15 protein-coding genes are annotated in these 16,973 nt (G+C 71.8%); 5 read left to right on the forward strand and 10 right to left on the reverse strand.

All coding sequences use genetic code 11. The annotated features are described in order from the left end of the window. Positions 1–122: 122 nt before the first annotated feature. Positions 123–1,604, reverse strand: a complete 1,482-nt coding sequence (locus ASG49_RS10025) for a polysaccharide biosynthesis tyrosine autokinase (protein ID WP_082534007.1) — start codon at positions 1,602–1,604, stop codon at positions 123–125. 210 nt (positions 1,605–1,814) lie between these two features. Here ASG49_RS10025 and ASG49_RS10030 point away from each other — a divergent pair, with 210 nt between their 5' ends. The 3 genes from ASG49_RS10030 to ASG49_RS10040 all read left to right on the forward strand — a co-directional run bounded on the left by ASG49_RS10030 (position 1,815) and on the right by ASG49_RS10040 (position 5,534). Next, entirely contained in the window at positions 1,815–3,533 is a 1,719-nt protein-coding gene (locus ASG49_RS10030; RefSeq protein WP_056540977.1) for a DUF4012 domain-containing protein, read from the forward strand. Positions 3,534–3,582: 49 nt separating this feature from the next. After that, positions 3,583–4,128 carry an LPXTG cell wall anchor domain-containing protein gene (locus tag ASG49_RS10035; RefSeq protein ID WP_056540980.1) on the forward strand — a complete coding sequence of 182 codons (546 nt, stop codon included), beginning with the start codon at positions 3,583–3,585 and terminating at the stop codon, positions 4,126–4,128. A 92-nt stretch (positions 4,129–4,220) separates the two neighbouring features. Beyond that, the gene (locus ASG49_RS10040) at positions 4,221–5,534 is read left to right on the forward strand and encodes a UDP-glucose/GDP-mannose dehydrogenase family protein (RefSeq protein ID WP_056540983.1); all 1,314 of its coding nucleotides are present in this window, start codon (positions 4,221–4,223) and stop codon (positions 5,532–5,534) included. A 45-nt stretch (positions 5,535–5,579) separates the two neighbouring features. Here ASG49_RS10040 and ASG49_RS10045 read toward each other — a convergent pair whose 3' ends face one another. The 9 genes from ASG49_RS10045 to ASG49_RS10085 form a co-directional block, all read right to left on the reverse strand. After that, the gene (locus ASG49_RS10045; RefSeq protein ID WP_056540985.1) at positions 5,580–6,527 is read right to left on the reverse strand and encodes a hypothetical protein; all 948 of its coding nucleotides are present in this window, start codon (positions 6,525–6,527) and stop codon (positions 5,580–5,582) included. Between the two features lie 122 nt (positions 6,528–6,649). Then, the gene (locus ASG49_RS10050) at positions 6,650–7,939 is read right to left on the reverse strand and encodes an NAD(P)H-dependent oxidoreductase (RefSeq protein ID WP_056540988.1); all 1,290 of its coding nucleotides are present in this window, start codon (positions 7,937–7,939) and stop codon (positions 6,650–6,652) included. After that, positions 7,936–8,514, reverse strand: a complete 579-nt coding sequence (rfbC, locus tag ASG49_RS10055) for a dTDP-4-dehydrorhamnose 3,5-epimerase (protein WP_056540991.1) — start codon at positions 8,512–8,514, stop codon at positions 7,936–7,938. The genes ASG49_RS10050 and rfbC overlap by 4 nt, the downstream gene beginning before the upstream one ends. Next, a complete protein-coding gene (locus ASG49_RS10060) occupies positions 8,511–9,542 on the reverse strand; it encodes an NAD(P)-dependent oxidoreductase (RefSeq protein WP_056540994.1) in 1,032 nt (343 codons plus the stop codon). Before ASG49_RS10060 ends, rfbC begins: the two co-directional genes overlap by 4 nt. Before the next feature lies 1 nt (position 9,543). Continuing rightward, positions 9,544–10,344, reverse strand: coding sequence for a glucose-1-phosphate cytidylyltransferase (locus ASG49_RS10065; RefSeq protein ID WP_056540997.1), 801 nt, complete (start codon positions 10,342–10,344; stop codon positions 9,544–9,546). 58 nt (positions 10,345–10,402) lie between these two features. Beyond that, a complete protein-coding gene (locus ASG49_RS10070) occupies positions 10,403–11,596 on the reverse strand; it encodes a glycosyltransferase family 4 protein (protein WP_082534008.1) in 1,194 nt (397 codons plus the stop codon). Next, the gene (locus tag ASG49_RS10075) at positions 11,593–12,885 is read right to left on the reverse strand and encodes a hypothetical protein (RefSeq protein ID WP_056541001.1); all 1,293 of its coding nucleotides are present in this window, start codon (positions 12,883–12,885) and stop codon (positions 11,593–11,595) included. Before ASG49_RS10075 ends, ASG49_RS10070 begins: the two co-directional genes overlap by 4 nt. Then, positions 12,882–14,117: a hypothetical protein gene (locus ASG49_RS10080; RefSeq protein ID WP_156384274.1), complete on the reverse strand. Its 1,236-nt coding sequence runs from the start codon at positions 14,115–14,117 to the stop codon at positions 12,882–12,884. The genes ASG49_RS10075 and ASG49_RS10080 overlap by 4 nt, the downstream gene beginning before the upstream one ends. A 130-nt stretch (positions 14,118–14,247) precedes the next feature. Next, positions 14,248–15,045, reverse strand: a complete 798-nt coding sequence (locus ASG49_RS10085; protein WP_056541006.1) for a YveK family protein — start codon at positions 15,043–15,045, stop codon at positions 14,248–14,250. A gap of 134 nt (positions 15,046–15,179) precedes the next feature. On the opposite strand from ASG49_RS10085, the gene ASG49_RS18615 reads away from it, so the two are divergent. Then, positions 15,180–16,388, forward strand: a complete 1,209-nt coding sequence (locus ASG49_RS18615) for a glycosyltransferase family 4 protein (RefSeq protein ID WP_255355117.1) — start codon at positions 15,180–15,182, stop codon at positions 16,386–16,388. Between the two features lie 200 nt (positions 16,389–16,588). After that, on the forward strand, positions 16,589–16,973 hold a 385-nt coding region (locus tag ASG49_RS18915), incomplete at its 3' end, for a hypothetical protein (protein ID WP_056541013.1).

The raw sequence follows: 16,973 nt of genomic DNA on the forward strand, positions 1-16,973 counted from the left end.
ATCGTCTGGCCAGGTCGTCCGGGAGGACTAGTCCAGGTGGGACCCACTGTGCCACGAGAACGGCCCGCAGGTCCCCGATCTGCGAAACCCGAGCGGGAGACCGGCCCCGCTGTGACAGATCCTCACTCCTGGATCCAGCCCGGGGTGGTGGTCGCGTCGGGCTGCTTGTCCTTGATCCGTCGCTGCCGCCGCTGGTCACGGCGCTGCCGCCAGGTGAGCCGGCCCCGGGAGCTGCTCGTGGCCTCGTCGGGGCCGTAGCCGTAGCCGTACCCGTAGCCGTAGCCGTAGCCGGCCCCCCGGGCCGGGATCATGTTGAACACGACTCCCAGCAGGGACGCGTCGGTGCCGGACAGACGGTCGACCGCGCCCCGGAGCTGGTCCTTGGTGGTCTTGCCGTGCCGCACCACGACGACCGCGCCGTCTGCCTCCGAGGCCAGCAGGGCTGCGTCGGTGACCGGCAGCAGGGGAGGGGCGTCGATCACGATGACGGCGAAGCGGTCGCGCAGCCGGTCGAGCAGCTCTGCCATCGCGCGCGACTGGAGGAGCTCCGCCGGGTTGGGTGGGATCGCCCCGGAGGTGAGCACCGTCAGACCGGACTCGACGTGGGTCTGCAGCGCGTCGTCCAGGCCGGCCCGCCCCGCCAGGACCGTGGTCAGGCCGACGTCGTCGACCAGCCCGGTCAGGCGAGCGACCTGGGGGCGACGGAGGTCGGCGTCGACCAGCACCACGTTGCGACCCGCCACGGCGAAGGCCAGGGCGGCGTTGGTGGAGGTCGTGGACTTGCCCTCGCCCGGCACCGAGCTGGTCACGACGAAGGCCTTGCTGGTCGCGTCGACGTCGAGGAACTCCATGTTGGTCCGCAGCACGCGGTAGGCCTCGACGCGCGGCGAGTGCGACGGGAGCTCCGTGATCAGCGGTACGCCGAACACCTGGGGGTCGTAGGACAGGCCCGAGAGCACCGGCACCTGGGCGAGGTCGGGGACGTCGGAGATGGCCTTGACGCTGTTGTCGAGCAGCTCCCGGGCCACGGCGAGGCCGAGCCCGAGGAGCAGCCCCAGCGCCAGGGCGAGACCGAGGTTGCGCAACGGCTGGGGTGACACCGCGGACCCGGGCAGCGTCGGGGTGTCGACGACCGTCGCCTTGAGGGTCGCGACCCGGCTCCCGGGCGGCGTCTCGAGCTCGCTGATGACGTCCTGGATCTGCGACATCAGGGCCTCGTTGACCCGTTGTGCCTCGAACCGGTTGGCGTCGGTGACCGTCACCTCGAGCAGCACCGTCTCGGGCACCACGGTGGCGGTGATCCTGGACGCGAGGTCCTCCGCGCTGACGTCGAGCTGGAGGTCGTCGATAACCCGCTGGGCGATGTCCACGCCGTTGACCACGTCGGCGTACGACGCGACCCGCTGCTGGCTGAAGAGGCCGCCCTGGTAGGCGTCCGACGTGGAGCCGTCGGCGGACGTGGAGACGAACACGCGCGCCGAGGACTCGTACTGCGGCGTCGCCTGGGCCGTCGCGACCGCGGCGATCCCGACGGCCGCGAGCGTCGAGAGCAGGATCAGCAGCCAGCGGCGCCGCGCGATGCGGAGGTAGTCGCGCAGCTCCACGGAGAAGGATCCCTTCGACGGTGACCAGCAGGGGGGATGAGCGGGCTCACCCTACGACAAGGGGCGGCACGGACATTCCGCCTCGCCGCGACCGTCGCGGTGTCCTGCCCGAGGTCTCTGGTGGCCCTCGTCTACGCTGCGCGAATGGTCCAGACGGGTCGCTCCGGCCGCCGCCCCCCGACGCCGGTGCGGCGGCGCCGTGGTCGCGTTATGGGTCGGGTCGTCCTCGGTCTCGTCGTCGTCGTCCTGGTCGTCGCGGGAGTGATGGCCTGGCAGGCGTGGACGGCCCTCACCAGCGCCCGGGCGGCGAACACCGCGATCTCCGACTTCCGTGCCCGCCTGCTCGACCGCGACGTGGCCGGCGCCGAGGACGCGCTGGCCCGGGCCCAGGAGGAGACGAGCTCGGCCCGTTCCTCGCTGGGTGGACCGCTCTGGCGGGCAGCGGCCGCTCTGCCCGCGGTCGGGGACGACGTCGACGCAGCGCGGCGGCTCTCCGTCACCGCCGACGACGTGACGCAGGGCGCGATGCCGGCCGTGATGACCGCGCTGTCGTTCGTCGACCCCCGCGACATCGGGCTGCGCGGGGGGCGCGTCGAGCTGGCCCCGGTCAGGCGCGCCAGCGGGCAGCTCACCCGGGCGTCCGAGCTGCTGGAGGCGGCCGACGACGACGCCGACGCGATCGAGACCGACGGTCTCGTCGACCCGTTGCGCACCCGGGTGACCGAGACCCAGCGGCTCCTGGGCAGCACGTCGGTGCTGGCCGACCGGGTCGCCATCGCCGCGCGGCTGCTCCCCGGGATGCTCGGGGAGGAGCGACCGCGCAACTACGTCGTCATCGCCCAGAACAACGCCGAGCAGCGCTCGCTTGGCGGCATCGGCGGCGCCTTCGTGCTGCTGCGCGCCGCTGACGGCCGCCTGTCGGTCGAGCGGCAGGCCTCCGCCGGGGACATCGGGTCCTTCGAGGAGCCGGTCCTGCCGCTGACCCGGGCCGAGACCGCGCTCTACGGCGAGGTCCTGGGCCGCTTCCCGCAGAACGTCACCGACACCCCCGACTTCCCCCGCGCCGCCGAGCTGCTGACCGAGATGTGGCAGCGCCGCATCGGCGGCAAGGTCGACGGCGTCGTCGCGGTCGACCCCTTCGCCCTCCAGCTGCTGCTCCGCGCGGTGGGTCCCGTCGAGACCGACGCGGGTCGGCTGACCGGTCGCAACGCCGCCCAGCGGCTGCTGGTCGACGTCTACGACGACGTCGAGGACACCGACCAGCAGGACGCCGTCTTCGCCCAGGCCGCCGAGGCCGTCTTCAACCGGGTGCGCGGGTCCGAGGGCGACCCGCGTGCCCTCACCCGGGCGCTCGCGGAAGGCGTCGACCAGGGTCGGGTGATGGTGTGGTCCGTGCGACCGCGGGAGCAGGCCGTCCTGCGCACCACGGCGCTGGGCCGGACGCTGCGGGACATCACGCCGGCCAGCCCCCGGGTCGGCGTCTACCTCCACGACCGGGTCGGCTCCAAGATCAACGCCTACCAGCGGGTGCGGGCCACCGTCGAGCCGGACCGCTGCGGCACCACCACCGGTGCGCGGGTCCGGGTCAGGATCGCCTCGACCGTCCCGCTCGACCGCGACCTCCCGTCGTACGTCACCGGCGACGGCAGCCAGGCGGCGCCGGGCGACATGCTGACCCAGGTGGTGGTCTATGCCGCGCCCGGCTGGACCATCACCGGTGTCGACTCCAGCGACGGGCGTCGCGACCTGGTGACCTACCGCCACGACGGGCTGTGGGCCGGTACCCGCGACGTCCGGATCGCCCCGGGGCGTGCGGCGACGCTGACGGTTCGGATGGAGGGTGTCCCGCTCTCGGCGGATCTGGGCATTCGGTATACGCCCGGGACCAAGCCTGCTAACTTTCTCACCGAAGGGTCAGGCTGCTCTTAGCACGATTCCTCTCGGTCCCCACATTCTTACTCCCAGCTTGGAGACGGCCATGAAGGTCACCCGACTCATCGCGGTGCTCGTCGCTGCGTTCTTCGTCCTGCTCGCCCCGACCGCCGCTCAGGCCTACGAGGGTTCCGAGGGTGACGTCGTCACGACCCCCGGCACCCCGTCCGGCAACGGGTGCGAGACCCGACAGGTGACCGTCACCGGCCAGCCCGGCGACACCCTGACGCTCACCGTCCGTGGCCCCGAGGGCAACGTGGTCTTCCGCGAGAGCCAGCCCGCCGGCCCCGACGGCTCCGCCACGTTCACCGTCGAGGTCTGCGGCCCCGGCACCTTCACCGGCACCGGGACCGACCAGGACGGCGGCGTCCTCGGCTCGGTCGAGTTCGCCGGCCCGGCCGGCGGCCAGGGCGGTCCCGCCAGCGGCGACGACGGCACCACGGCCGGCACCGGCTCGAGCAGCGGCAGCAGCACCGGCAACCTGCCCGCGACCGGCATGGAGTCCGGCACGACCCTCGGTCTGGTCGGTGCGCTCGCGCTGCTCCTGGTCGGCGGCGTGACCCTCGTCGCGGCCCGTCGCAAGGCGCTCTGAACCACCTCGCACCTCACAGGCGCACTGTGACCCCTCGGGGTCACAGTGCGCCTGTTGCTGTACCCGGCGCGTGAGCCGGGTAGGTTCTGCGCGTGAAGATCTCGGTCATCGGTTGTGGTTACCTCGGCGCCGTCCACGCTGCCTGCATGGCCGACCTCGGTCACGAGGTCGTCGGGCTCGACGTCGACCCCACCAAGGTGGACGCGCTGTCCCACGGGAGGGCGCCCTTCTTCGAGCCCGGGCTCCCCGAGATCCTCACCTCGGCAGGCGCCACCGGTCGGCTCCGGTTCACCGTCCGGCCCGAGGACGTCGCCGGCTCGCAGGTGCACTTCGTGTGTGTCGGCACCCCGCAGCGCGCGGGGGAGATGGCCGCCGACCTGACTTACGTCGACGCCGCCGTCGAGGCGCTGCTGCCGCACCTCGCCCCCGGCGACGTCGTGGTCGGCAAGTCGACCGTGCCCGTGGGCACCGCCGAGCGCCTGGCCCGCCGCGTGCACGAGGTGCAGCCCGAGGCCGAGCTGGTCTGGAACCCCGAGTTCCTCCGCGAGGGCAAGGCCGTCCAGGACACCCTGCACCCCGACCGCATCGTCTACGGCGTGGCCGACGGTCCGGCCGGGCAGCGCGCCGTGGGTGTGCTCGACGAGGTCTACGCCAGCGCGATCGCCGAGGGCAGCCCCCGTCTCGTCGGTGACCTGGCCACCGCGCAGCTGGTGAAGGTCGCGGCCAACTCCTTCCTCGCCACCAAGATCTCCTTCATCAACGCCATGGCCGAGCTGTGCGAGGCCGCCGGGGCCGACGTCACCTTCCTCGCCGATGCCATCGGTCTCGACGAGCGCATCGGTCGGCGGTTCCTCAACGCCGGGGTGGGCTTCGGTGGTGGGTGCCTGCCCAAGGACATCCGGGCGTTCATGGCGCGCGCGGGAGAGCTCGGTGTCGACCAGGCGCTGAGCTTCCTGCGCGAGGTCGACGCCATCAACATGCGCCGCCGCGTCCGCATGGTCGACCTCGCCCGCGAGGAGCTCGGTGGGTCGATCCAGGGTCGACGTATCGCGGTGCTGGGGGCTGCCTTCAAGCCGGACAGCGACGACGTCCGTGACTCCCCGGCCCTGAGCGTGGCCGCCCAGCTGTCGTTGCAGGGCGCCTCGGTCCGCGTCACCGACCCGCAGGCCATCGAGAACTCACGGCGCAAGTGGCCTGACCTGGTGTTCGTCGACGACGTCGAGGAGGCTCTCGCCGGCGCCGAGCTCGTCCTGGTCCTGACCGAGTGGAAGCAGTACGTCGACCTCGACCCCGCCCGCGTCGCCGACCTGGTGCGGGACACCCGGGTGCTCGACGGCCGCAACTGCCTGGACGCCCAGAAGTGGCGGGCAGCCGGGTGGAGCTACCGGGCGCTCGGACGCCGCTGAGCACAGAGTGCGACCTGCCGCGCGGGTGGGCCGAGGAGCTGGTCGCTAGTCGGTGACGAGCCGGGAGCGGATGCGCTCGCCGAGCCCGCCGAAGCCCTCGTCGGTGGCCCACTGCGCCACCTCGTCGACCAGCGTGAGCCAGTCCTGGTCGTCGCGCACGTAGTCGACCTCGAGGTGCGCGGCCAGGTTGGGGTTGGCGACGTAGAGCAGGTGCGGCTCGGACTGACGACGTGCGCGCGCGTTGAGCGCGAACCGGTAGGGCACCAGGATGGCGGTGCGCACGACCCCGCGGGCGGAGCGCTCGAAGTCGTTCGGCAGCCCCAGCAGCAGCTGCTTGCCGCGGTAGGGCACGCAGCCCTGGTAGAGCAGGCAGATCTCGTGGTCGAGGTAGCGCGTGCGGAACGGTCGCATGCACTGGTAGAAGATCGGCAGGTCCTCCTGGAGGATGCCGATGCGCGCGGCGAAGGTGCCGGTGGTGCTGGCCACGTTGCTCCAGACCCGGTCGTGGCTGACGAGGTCGGGCTGTGGCGTCCAGTCGTGGGGCAGCTCGTAGCGCCGGCGAGCCTCCTCGGCCGACTCGCCCGGTCGGGGCAGACGGCCGTGGAAGGCGAAGTAGGGCACGGTCGGGAGGTCGTGCACGGCGTCAGCCAGGGCCTGGAACGCGCTGCCGTGGAAGAGGTAGTCGTCCTCGTTGTAGGACACCACGTCGTCGGCGGACCAGCCCTCGCGCTCGGGCATCGTCAGGGCGAAGCGGAAGCTCTCCTGCACGCCCAGCGGCTCGTCGGCGACGTCGACGACCCTGCCCACGGCCTTCATCAGCGGGAGGTAGTCGTCCTCGATCGGCCCGTTGTTGAGGAACACCACGTCGGCCGAGCCGATCTCGGCGGCAGCCCGCGCGAACGACGCCAGCGCGAGTGCCTTGCTGTAGTAGTGCGGCCGGTTCTTGGTGTTCTCGCCACCGTAGGACCGGTAGACCAGATGCAGCTGCGTCACCTGCGGGACCCCCTCACGCCATTCCCCCGGCGACGAACGTACACCCGGTGGCTCCCGGCCTGGCAATGGCCAGTTGTGGGGCGGGACGCCTGGTTTCGAGGCGTGGACGATCCCGGGGGGCCTCAGTCGGCGAACAGGCGTGCTTGCTCGTCGCGCAGCTGGTCGACCAGGCGCCCCTCGGGGAGCACGACGTCGGCGTAGGTCAGGACCTCGTCCTGGGCGACGTCACGGGTCAGGCGGCACCCCTCGGCGACACCGATCGGGAGCAGGCCCTGGTCGGTCGTGACGGAGGCCTTCTCGGCCTCCCCGTAGGTGTCGTAGCCGCCCAGGCCGTCCAGGACGGTGCCGGCCGGGAGGGCACGCTTGGCGACCGCGACGACCTCGACGGTGGGAGCGCCCAGGGGTGCGATGGTCGCGTCGCCGAAGAGCACGGCCCGCGCCACGGTGGTCGGGACCTCGAAGTGGCACAGGTGGTAGGGCGTGTAGAAGCTGTAGAGGGGGCCGGTGCCCAGCTTGTAGAGCTCGAGGTAGTGACGCTGCTTGGGGTCGTCGTGGGTGGCCAGGACGAACACCCCGGGGCCGGGCTTGCTGCCCACGACGTAGTCGACCACCCCGCCCGCGGCGCGCAGCTCCTCGACGTCGTACTGCTCGACGAGCTCGTCGACGTGACCGGCGTGGTCGGCTCCGCCCATGCCGCGACGCGCCACGGTCATCCCGGTGGCGTTGGCCACGGTGGCCTGCTCGATCGAGATCTTGGTGCCGTCGGCGAAGCTCGTCACCATGTGGGGGTCCTGGCCCCAGCGCTCGGCGAAGGCCTGCTGCGTGGTCGGGGTGCGGTAGGGGTCCTGGAGGCCCTTGACGTTGCCGCACACGAGCGGGGTGAGACCGATGCCCCGGACGAACCTGACGAGGTTCATCTGGACCCCGGGCTGGTCACCGTCGCAGCCGGTCAGCACGACGCCGGCCTCGGCCGCCCGCCGGCTCAGCACCGGTCCGACCGTGGCGTCGACCTCGGCGTTCATCAGCACCACGTGCTTGCCGCCGGCCAGTGCCCGGACGACCACGTGGCAGCCGAACTCCACGGCGCCCGTGGCCTCGACGATGGCGTCGACCGAGGCGGCGTCGCACACGACGGTGTGGTCGCTCGTGACGGCCGCGACGCCGTCGGCGACGGCGGCGTCGAGCTCGGCAGCGCTACTGACGGTGCGGTAGTCGTCCACCCCCGCCTCGGAGTACGCCTGCTCGGCACGCCCCAGGGTGCGGTTGGCGATGGCGACGAGCTGCATCCCGGGCACGCTGTTGACGATCTGGTTGGTCAGGCCGCGTCCCATGAAGCCGGCGCCCACGAGTGCCACGCGCACCGGGTTGCCCTCGGCCGCACGCTGGCGCAGGGCGGTGTCGACGAGGATCATGCGCTCGTCTCCTGCTCCTCGAGCGGGTCGAAGTCGGACGCGGGGCGCTCGGCCAGGAGCGGCCAGGAACGGTCCTTGTCGCTGATCACCGTCGCGGCCATGGGCCACGGCAGGGCGAGGTCGGGGTCGTCGTGGCGCAGTCCCCGCTCGGCGCGGGGGGTGTAGGCGCCGCTGACCTGGTAGATCGCCTCGGTGTCGTCGACGAGCGTCTGGAAGCCGTGGGCGAAGTAGGCCGGCACGAAGAGGGCCCGGCGGTTCTCGGCCGTCAGCTCGACGGCGACGTGCTGCAGCCGGGTGGGGGAGTCGGGCCGCAGGTCGACGATGATGTCGACGAGGGCCCCCCGCACGCAGCGCACCAGCTTGGTCTCGGGGTGCGGCGCGACCTGCAGGTGCATCCCGCGCAGCGTGCCGGCGCTGTGGTTGTAGGACAGGTTGCACTGCTCGACGGCGGGCTCGAGGCCCGCCGCCTCGAACTCGGCCCGGTCGTAGGTGCGGGCGAAGAAGCCCCGGTCGTCCTCGCGCCGCTCGAGCTCGACGATCGCGACGCCCTCGATGGCAGTGCGCTCGATCCTCACGGCTGCGTCCAGTACAGCTGGCCGTCGACCTGGCCGGACCGCATCAGCTGCTGCAGCGCGAGCAGGCGGGTGTGGCCGGGCCCGCGGAAGGTCGCCTCGTCGAGCTGGATCGTCTCGAAGATCCGGTGCAGCTGGCGTGCGCCCTTGACGGCGTCCCACTCGCAGGCGAAGCCCGGCAGCTTCTGGACGATCTTGTCGAAGTTCACGCGGTAGCTGCGGTTGTCGCCGGCGTTCTCGCCGAACGTCACCTCACAACCGGGGAACTCCTCGCCGACGATCTCGGCGATCTCGCGGACGCGGTAGTTCTGCTTGCTGTCGCCGACGTTGAAGACCTCGCCGTGGACGGCCTCACGCGGCGCGGCCAGCACCCGGCGGATCGCCTGGGAGATGTCGAGCGCGTGGACCAGCGGGCGCCAGGGCGACCCGTCGCTGGTCATCACGATCTCCTTGGTCGTCCAGGCCAGGCCGCTCAGGTTGTTGAGGACGATGTCAAAGCGCTGCCGCGGGGAGGCGCCGTAGGCCGTCGCGTTGCGCATGAAGGTGGGGGAGAAGGAGTCGCTGGCCATCGGGAGCACGTCGCGCTCGACCATCACCTTGCACTCGGCGTACGGCGTCTGGGGGTTGACGGGCGAGGTCTCGTCGAGCTCGGCGTCGCTGTCGGAGAAGCCGTAGACGCTGCACGAGGACATGTAGACGAAGCGCTCGACGCCGGCCTGCTGGGCCAGCGTCGCCAGGTTGACCGAGCCCTGGTGGTTGATCTCGTAGGTCAGCTCCGGCGCCACCGCGGCCAGCGGGTCGTTGGACAGCTCAGCCATGTGGACGATCGCCTCGACACCCTCGAGGTCCTCGAGGGTGAGCTTGCGGATGTCCTTGTTGAGCGTGCGTGCGAACGCGTCGACGCCGTTGTAGAGCCACCCGAGCCGGTAGAAGCCGGTGTCGACGCCCACCACGTCGTGGCCCTCGCGGATCAGGTCGGCTGCCACGAGACAGCCGAGGTAGCCGTCGGTGCCGGTCACCAGAACACGCATGTCAGTCCTCCCAGACCTTCCACGGGGCCGTGCCCGCGTCCCACAGCTGGTTGAGCTCGGTCCAGTCACGGAAGGTGTCCATGCCCATCCAGAAGCCCTCGTGGGGGTTGATCGTCAGCTGCCCGTCGGCGGCGAGCCGGCGCAGCGGCTGGTGCTCGAGGAGCAGCCCCGGGTCGTCGTCGAGGTAGGTGTCGACCATCTCGCGGTTGAACGCGAAGAACCCGCCGCTCACCCATCCGGTGGCCAGTGTCGGCTTCTCGTTGAACTCGCTGACCCGGTCGCCCTCGACGTGCATCTCGCCGTAGCGGCTGGCCGGGTGGACCCCGGTCACGGTGCCGATGCGGCCGCCGGCCCGGTGGGCCTCGAGCAGCTGGTCGAGGTCGACCTCGCCGATGCCGTCACCGTAGGTGAGCATGAACATCTCGGTGTCGAGGTAGGAGCTGACCCGCTTGACGCGGGCGCCGGTGCCGCTGAGCAGACCGGTGTCGACGAACGTGATCTCCCAGTCCTCGACCACGCCCGTCTGGTGCCACGTCGGTGCGGCGTCCTCGGCGAGGGAGAGCGTGAAGTCGTTGGCGTGCTCGCGGTAGTCCAGGAAGTAGCGCCGGATCAGGTCGCTCTTGTAGCCCAGGCACAGGATGAACCGTCGGAAGCCGTAGTGGCTGTAGGTCTTCATCACGTGCCACAGGATCGGCTTCCCGCCGATGTCCACGAGCGGCTTCGGGAGCTTCTCGCTCGCCTCTCGCAGGCGCGTGCCCATGCCGCCGCACAGGATGACCACAGGGATGTCGGCGTTCTGCATGCCGGGAAGGCTACCTACTTCCCGGCCCCACCGCTCCCGACTGGCGAAGGGATCCCAGTCACCGACCGGGACCGCGTCCGGCCACGTCGTCCACCGCGCGGCGCAGCTCGGCGCCGAGGCTCTGCCAGGAGTACTGCTCCTCGGCCAGCGCCCGACCGGCCCGCACCAGGGAGCGGCGCAGTCCCGGCTCCTCGCGCAGCCGGGTGGCGGCCGCGGCGAAGTCGGCCGGCGTCTCGGCCTCGAGCAGGTGCTGACCGTGCGTGCCGGCCAGACCCTCGGATCCCTTGGCGGTGGAGATGACCGGGACGCCCTCGGCCCACGCCTCGATGATCTTCAGCCGCGTGCCGCTGCCCTGACGCAGGGGCACGACGAGCGCCAGCGCCGAGCGCCGGGTGACCGCGGGGTCGTCGACCTCGCCCAGGAACGTGACCCTGCTTCCGGCCGCCTCCAACAGCTCCAGCGCTTGCGGGCGGGCGTTGCTGCCGGCGACCGCGACGGGCAGGTCGGCGGGGAGGGCCGGGACGATCTCCTCGAGGAAGAACTGCAACGCGTCGATGTTGGCGGAGTAGTCGAGGCTGGCCAGGAAGAGCAGCGGAGCGTCCGCTGCCGCCTCGACGTCGTCGAGGGGGGCGTCGATCCACACCCCGTTGGGCACCACCCGCACGTCGGCCCCGGGGGCGAGCTCGCGCAGCGCGCGGCCGTCCACCTCCGAGCACGCGATGCTCACCCCGGCCCGCTCGACGCACTCGGCCTCGTAGCGGCGGGCCCGCTCGATCACCCGCGGGCCCACGAGGCGCATGGCGCGTCCGCCCTGCTCGAAGACGTGGCCCAGGCGCAGGTGCTCGACGTTGTGCGTGTCCAGCACGGTGCGGGGCAGCGCCGCCTCGGGCACGGCGCCGAAGGAGTAGGTGCTCGCGACCAGCACCGCGTCGAAGTCGTGGGCGCCCCAGAGCTCCGCCAGGGCGCGGCGGACCTCCGGCTGGCCGCCCACCGCGAGCTGGTAGGGCCGCCCGGCCACCACGGTCCGGGCGCGGCTGGTGGTGGCGCCCAGGTAGTCACCGACCGGGCGCCCGACGGTCGTCGCCGTCACTCCCGCGGGCGCCGGGGCGGGGGCACCGGTCCCCTGCGGGAGGGCCGCCACGTGGGTCTCGACGCCGTTGCGCTGCAGGTAGGACACGATCGCGGCGTTGCGCACGGCGTCGCCGCTGTTGACGGGCCAGGGGTACTTGTTGAACACGCACAGGACCCTCATGCGATGTCGTCCACCTTCGGTGTCGGAGGGGCAGCCTCGGGCGTACGCCGCCGGATGCCGGTGCGGAGCTGGTGGAACGCGAACGGGACCACCAGGGTGCTGGCGAGGGCGAGCCCGAAGGTCGCCTCCCGGGCACCGTAGAGGAATGCCCCCAGAAGTCCGAGCGCGGACAGCAGGGACGCGTGGAGGATGGCTATCCGCAGGGAGCGGCTGGTCTGCCGCATCGTGGCGAGCATGATGATCGGTCCGCCGCCGAGCGCGATGGCCATCTGCTGGAGCAGGAGCGGGACGAGCACCACCTGGGAACCGACCCACGACGCCCCGAGCAGCTCCATGCCGATGCTGTCGGGAAGCAGGATCAGGACCAGTCCCCACCCCAGGTCCACCCCGAGGAGGACGAGGCTCAGCGCCCAGCCGTACATGCGTACCTGACGGGCACCGAGATGCTGCGCGGAGAGGTGCGGCAGCGCGAAGGCGGTGATGGCGAGCCCGAAGGCGCCCAGGGGGCCGAGCAGCGTCTGCGCGGCACGGATGGATCCCAGGGCGGCGACCCCCGCCAGGGCGCCGATGCCCAGGAAGACCATCTGCGCCGCGCCGGCGAGGACCACCCACTCGCCCAGCAGCGGCCAGCTGACGTGTCCGACGTCCTGCAACCAGGCGCGCAGCCCGCGAAGCCGCGGAAAGGTGTGCAGCTGCACCCAGCCGAGCCCGCTGCCGACCACGGCGCCGCAGGCCCACAGCGCCACCATGCCGTCGATGTTGGCTCCGAGCGCGGCCCCGGTCGCCGCGCCCGCGATCTGCACGCACGTGGTCACCGTGTCGTTGAGAGCGGCGTCGCGGGGACGGCCCTGCGCCAGCAGCGTGGACCGGACGGCGTCCTGCATGAGCAGGAAGGGCTGGCCGCAGCCGAAGATGAGCACTGCCAGCACCTGCGTCCACGGACCGAGCAGGAAGGCCAGCCCGGCGATGAACGGGGTGGCCGCGAGAGCCGTGGAGACCGCGACACCGAGGCACAGGCCGGCAAGTCGAGGGTCGGCCTGACCCTGGGCGAGTGGGTACCGGATGGCGTAGGCCTGGCTGCCCAGAGCGCGGTGCACTCCCACCAGGAAGGTGAGGATCGCGAAGCAGATGCCGAAGACGCCGAATTCCTCGGCCGTGACGGCACGGGCGATGAGGAAGGCCGCCACCGCGCTGCCGAGGCTGGAGACGGCTTGGTCGACGAGGTTCCAGCCGGCCTTGCGCCCGAGGGCGCGTCGCGTGCCGGTCGGGCGTGGCTGAGGGGTGGTCACGGTGGGCCCGCCCGGGTGGGCGTCGACGGCTGCAACGGCTCGTCGCTGCGGTCGTCGGGGGACGGCTCGACGGGATCCGTGGTGGGCCACCACGCGGCGAAGACGAGCATCAGGCCCACCTGCACGGTGGCGAGGAGCCCCGCTCCGACGTACACCCAGATGGCGACGAGACCGATCGTGAGCGGAGGCCAGGCGTAGCGGGAGCGCAGCGCGGCGGCAGCGAACGCGAGGAAGGCGACGGTGAAGAACAGGCCGTAGTCGTAGAGCGACTTCGGGACGAGGGGGTAGATCAGGTCCCTGATCTGGACCACGTCGTCGATGGTGCCGGCGCCGTGGCCGATCAGCAGCAACGGGCCGGACTCGACGACCTTGGGCAGGAACATCTCGTACGGCAGCACCATCCTGAAGTAGGTGCTGCTGTTGGAGCTCGACCCCTCGGTGAGCCGACCGAGCAGGACGGCGCCCACCGGGGTGGACGCCCCGAGGACGAGCACGGCGGCGAACGGGACCACCGCGCGAGCTGTCGCCGCCACGCTGCCCTGGAGCAGCAGCACGATGATCGCCACCCCGATGACCACCATGCCCGTGCCCGAGGCGGAGGAGAACAGGCAGACGGCGAACAGCACGAGTCGCCACGGGCGCTCGTGCAGCAACAGGGCGCCGAGGAACGCCACGGCGGCGAAGGCGGAGTAGAAGGACGCCTCGAGGAAGATCACGGCGTTGTTGCGGAAGATGTCGGAGCCGTAGGTGAGGCCGTAGCTGGTGACGTAGTCCTGCTGGATGAGCTGGGGCGGGACGACGAGGGCGAACCAGTCGCGGTAGGGGACACCGACGAACTGGGCCAGGAACAGCGCCAGTCCCACGATGCTGACCCACGTCATCACCTGGACGTAGAAGCGCATCATGTGGGTGAAGTAGCCCCGTGGCCGCTGGACGTTGAGCTTGCAGACCATCGGCACGTAGAGCACCAGCAGGTAGGCGACGCTCGTGGGGTGAGCGCCGAACCCGAGGAGGGAGTGGACCAGCGTCACGGCGAAGAGGTAGGCGGCGAGGCCCAGGTAGGCCAGGGTCAGCCGTGTCCGGACGACGAGGATGCCGCGCCACAGCCCCTCGACCGTCAGGGCGATCATCAGCACCTGGGTGAGGGGCAGCTGCAGGGCCGCACCCCCCGGCAGCGCGAAGCGTTGGGCGAAGATGGTCATCAGGACGGCGCGCCGCAGGAAGCCCGTCACCGCAGCGCGGTGCGCATCCGTCTCGGGGGCGGCCCGAAGGCCCGCCCCGAGCGGCACGGTCTGGAGGATCACCGGTCGTCGAGGTCGGCCGCCGGCCGCCGCGACCCGGCGATCCGCGCCGTGGTGGCGGTCACCGTCGGCCCCCGACGTCGCCGGGAGCAGGGGAACGTCCGGGAGGTCGGGAGGTGCGAGGCGCGGGCGGCGCAGCAGGGTCGCGGCGAGGCCGACGACCGGGCATGCGCTGGCTGCCGTCGATCATCGCCTGGCGCGCCGGTCGGGCCGGTCGCGCAGGGCGGGAGTAGAGCAGCAGGCTGATGGCCGCACCGAGCGCGAAGCCGAAGGCGGCCCCCAGGACGGTGTTGAGGTAGGGCTTCGGGGAGGACGGGCCGATCGGCAGGTCGGCCCCGTTGATGACGGTGGCGCGGATCGGGGCGAACGAGTTGGCTCCCTGCTCGGTCTCCTCGATGCGGTTCGCCAGGGCCGTCGACACCGCGTTGGTCAGTCGCTGAGCGTCCTGCTCGGTCGGGCCGTCGACCGCGACCGTCAGCACGGTCGTGTCGACCTCGTTGGCCACGGTCACCACGGTCTGCAGCTGGTCGGCAGCGTCGTTGAGCTCGTCGCCCTGGGTACGCCGGTCCGCCGCGGACAGCAGCCGCTCGAAGGTGCGGGTGTCCTGGATGTCCTCGAGGGCCTCCTCGAGCACGGCGGAGCTGGTGGCGAGCGTGACGTAGGACTTCATGCGGCTCGTCAGGTAGGTCCCGGTCTGGGACACGTCGTTGGCCGACCGAGCCCCACCGACCGTGACGAAGATCGTTGCGCTGCTCGTGTAGACGGGGGTCATCAGCAGTGACGCGGTGTAGCCCAGCGCCCCGCCGAGGATGGTCAGCACGGCGGTCATCAGCAGGTGCTGTCTCAAGGCGGCCCACATGTCAGCGCGACCTCGCGACCGCGTCGACGCCGGCAGCCCGGGCGAGGCGCCCCGGCTGCACACGGGTGAGTACAGTCCGCCGAGTGACACGACGAAGCGGTTCTCGCGGTAGCAGCGGACGTCGTCCAGTCACCGTGGTCCTCATCTCGCCCTACTTCGAACCCGAACATTCCGGAAGCGCACCCTACGTGACGCAGGTGGCCCAGCACCTCGCACACGAATATAAGGTCACCGTCCTGACCGGCGTCCCCCACTACCCGGAGTGGCGGGTGACCCCGGGCTACGACCGGTGGCGTCACGTCGAGACCGAGGGCGACCTCGAGGTACGGCGGTTGCGTCACTTCGTCCCCCGCACCCAGACCGCGGTGACGCGAGCGCTCTACGAGGCCTCCTTCGCGGCCCGGGTGCTCCTCGAGAGCCTCCGGATCCGGCCCGACGTCGTGGTCGCCTTCACCCCGCCGGTGCTCTCCACCGCCGCTGCAGCTGCTGTGGCCCTGTCCCGTCGCGCGCCGCTGGGGGTGGTCGTCCACGACCTGGCGGGATCGGGTGCCCGGGAGAGCGGGATCCGAGGTGGTGCGCGTGTCGCCGGGCTGGTGGCCGGCATCGAGGGAGCGGCCCTGCGTCGGGCTCGTGGCGTCGTCGTGCTGCACCGACAGTTCGTGCCGCTCGTGCAGCAGCTGGCTGGTGTCGACGGCGGTCGGATCGAGGTCATCCGCAACTGGTCCCGGACCCGGCGTACGACCCACGAGCGCGAGGCGACCCGTGCGGGCCTGGGGTGGCGACCCGAGGAGTGCGTGGTGGTGCACAGCGGCAACATGGGCATGAAGCAGGGACTCGAGAACGTCGTGCTCGCCGCACGCCTCGCCGACGAGCGCGGGGAGGCCGTGCGGTTCGTGCTCATGGGCGACGGGAGCCAGCGACCTGCACTGGAGCGCCTGGCCGAGGGGGTCCAGCGGGTGTCCATCCTCCCTCCGGTGGAGGAAGCCAGGTTCGGGGAGGTGCTGGACGCCGCCGACGTGCTTCTCGTGAACGAGAAGCCGGGCGTCTCGGAGATGAGCGTGCCGAGCAAGCTGACGGCGTACTTCCGGGCCGGCCGGCCGGTCGTGCTCGCGTCCGCGCCGGACAGCCCCGCCGCGGCAGAGGTGCGCGAGGCGCAGGCAGGACCGCAGGTCGCGAGCGGGGACCCGGGGGCGCTGCTCGAGGCCGTCCTCGAGCTGCAGGCCGACCCGGTGCGGGCTCGGCGCGCAGGCCAGGCCGGACTCTCGTTCGCTGATCGTGAGTTCGACGCCACCGGGGCACTGGCGCGGTACTCGGCATGGGTGAAGCGGCTCCTGTCGCACTGATACGAGGCGCAAGGCGGGCGATATTCTCTGAAACCCGGCGAAAACGGACATCATGGACATAACCTCCATGCATGAACGAAAGCCCCCGGCCCGACTCGGCCTCGCGATCCTCGTCGCACTCCCTGCGCGTCTTCCTGGTGATCGTCGTGACGATCGCTCTGGGGGCCCTTCTGCCGTCCGCGGCACAAGCCCGACCGTCCATGGCCCGCGTGTCCGGCGTCTCGCTCGCCGCCGACCGCCTCCCCGGACACCTCGTCGTCAAGTGGCGCCCCGTGCGTGCCAGCGCCTACCACGTGCGCTGGTCCACCGCCCCCGCCGCTCTGGGCAAGAGCCGCATCGTCGTCTCGCGTGACCACCGCCGCACCGACCTCGGGGCCGTGACCGCCTCGACCCACTACGTCCAGGTGCGCGCGGTGCAGAGCAACGGTCGCCGCGGCCCGTGGTCGGTCCCGTCGCGTCTCAAGACGCCCAAGCCCGTGGTCGTCGCGCCCGCCCCGACCCCGACCCCGACCCCGACCCCGACCCCGGCACCCGCCCCGGCCCCGGCGCCCGTGGTCGCGCCGCAGCTCTCGGTCTCGGTGGTGC

Origin of the sequence: Marmoricola sp. Leaf446 (genome assembly GCF_001424755.1) — a bacterium.
In the GTDB taxonomy this organism is placed as follows: domain Bacteria; phylum Actinomycetota; class Actinomycetes; order Propionibacteriales; family Nocardioidaceae; genus Marmoricola.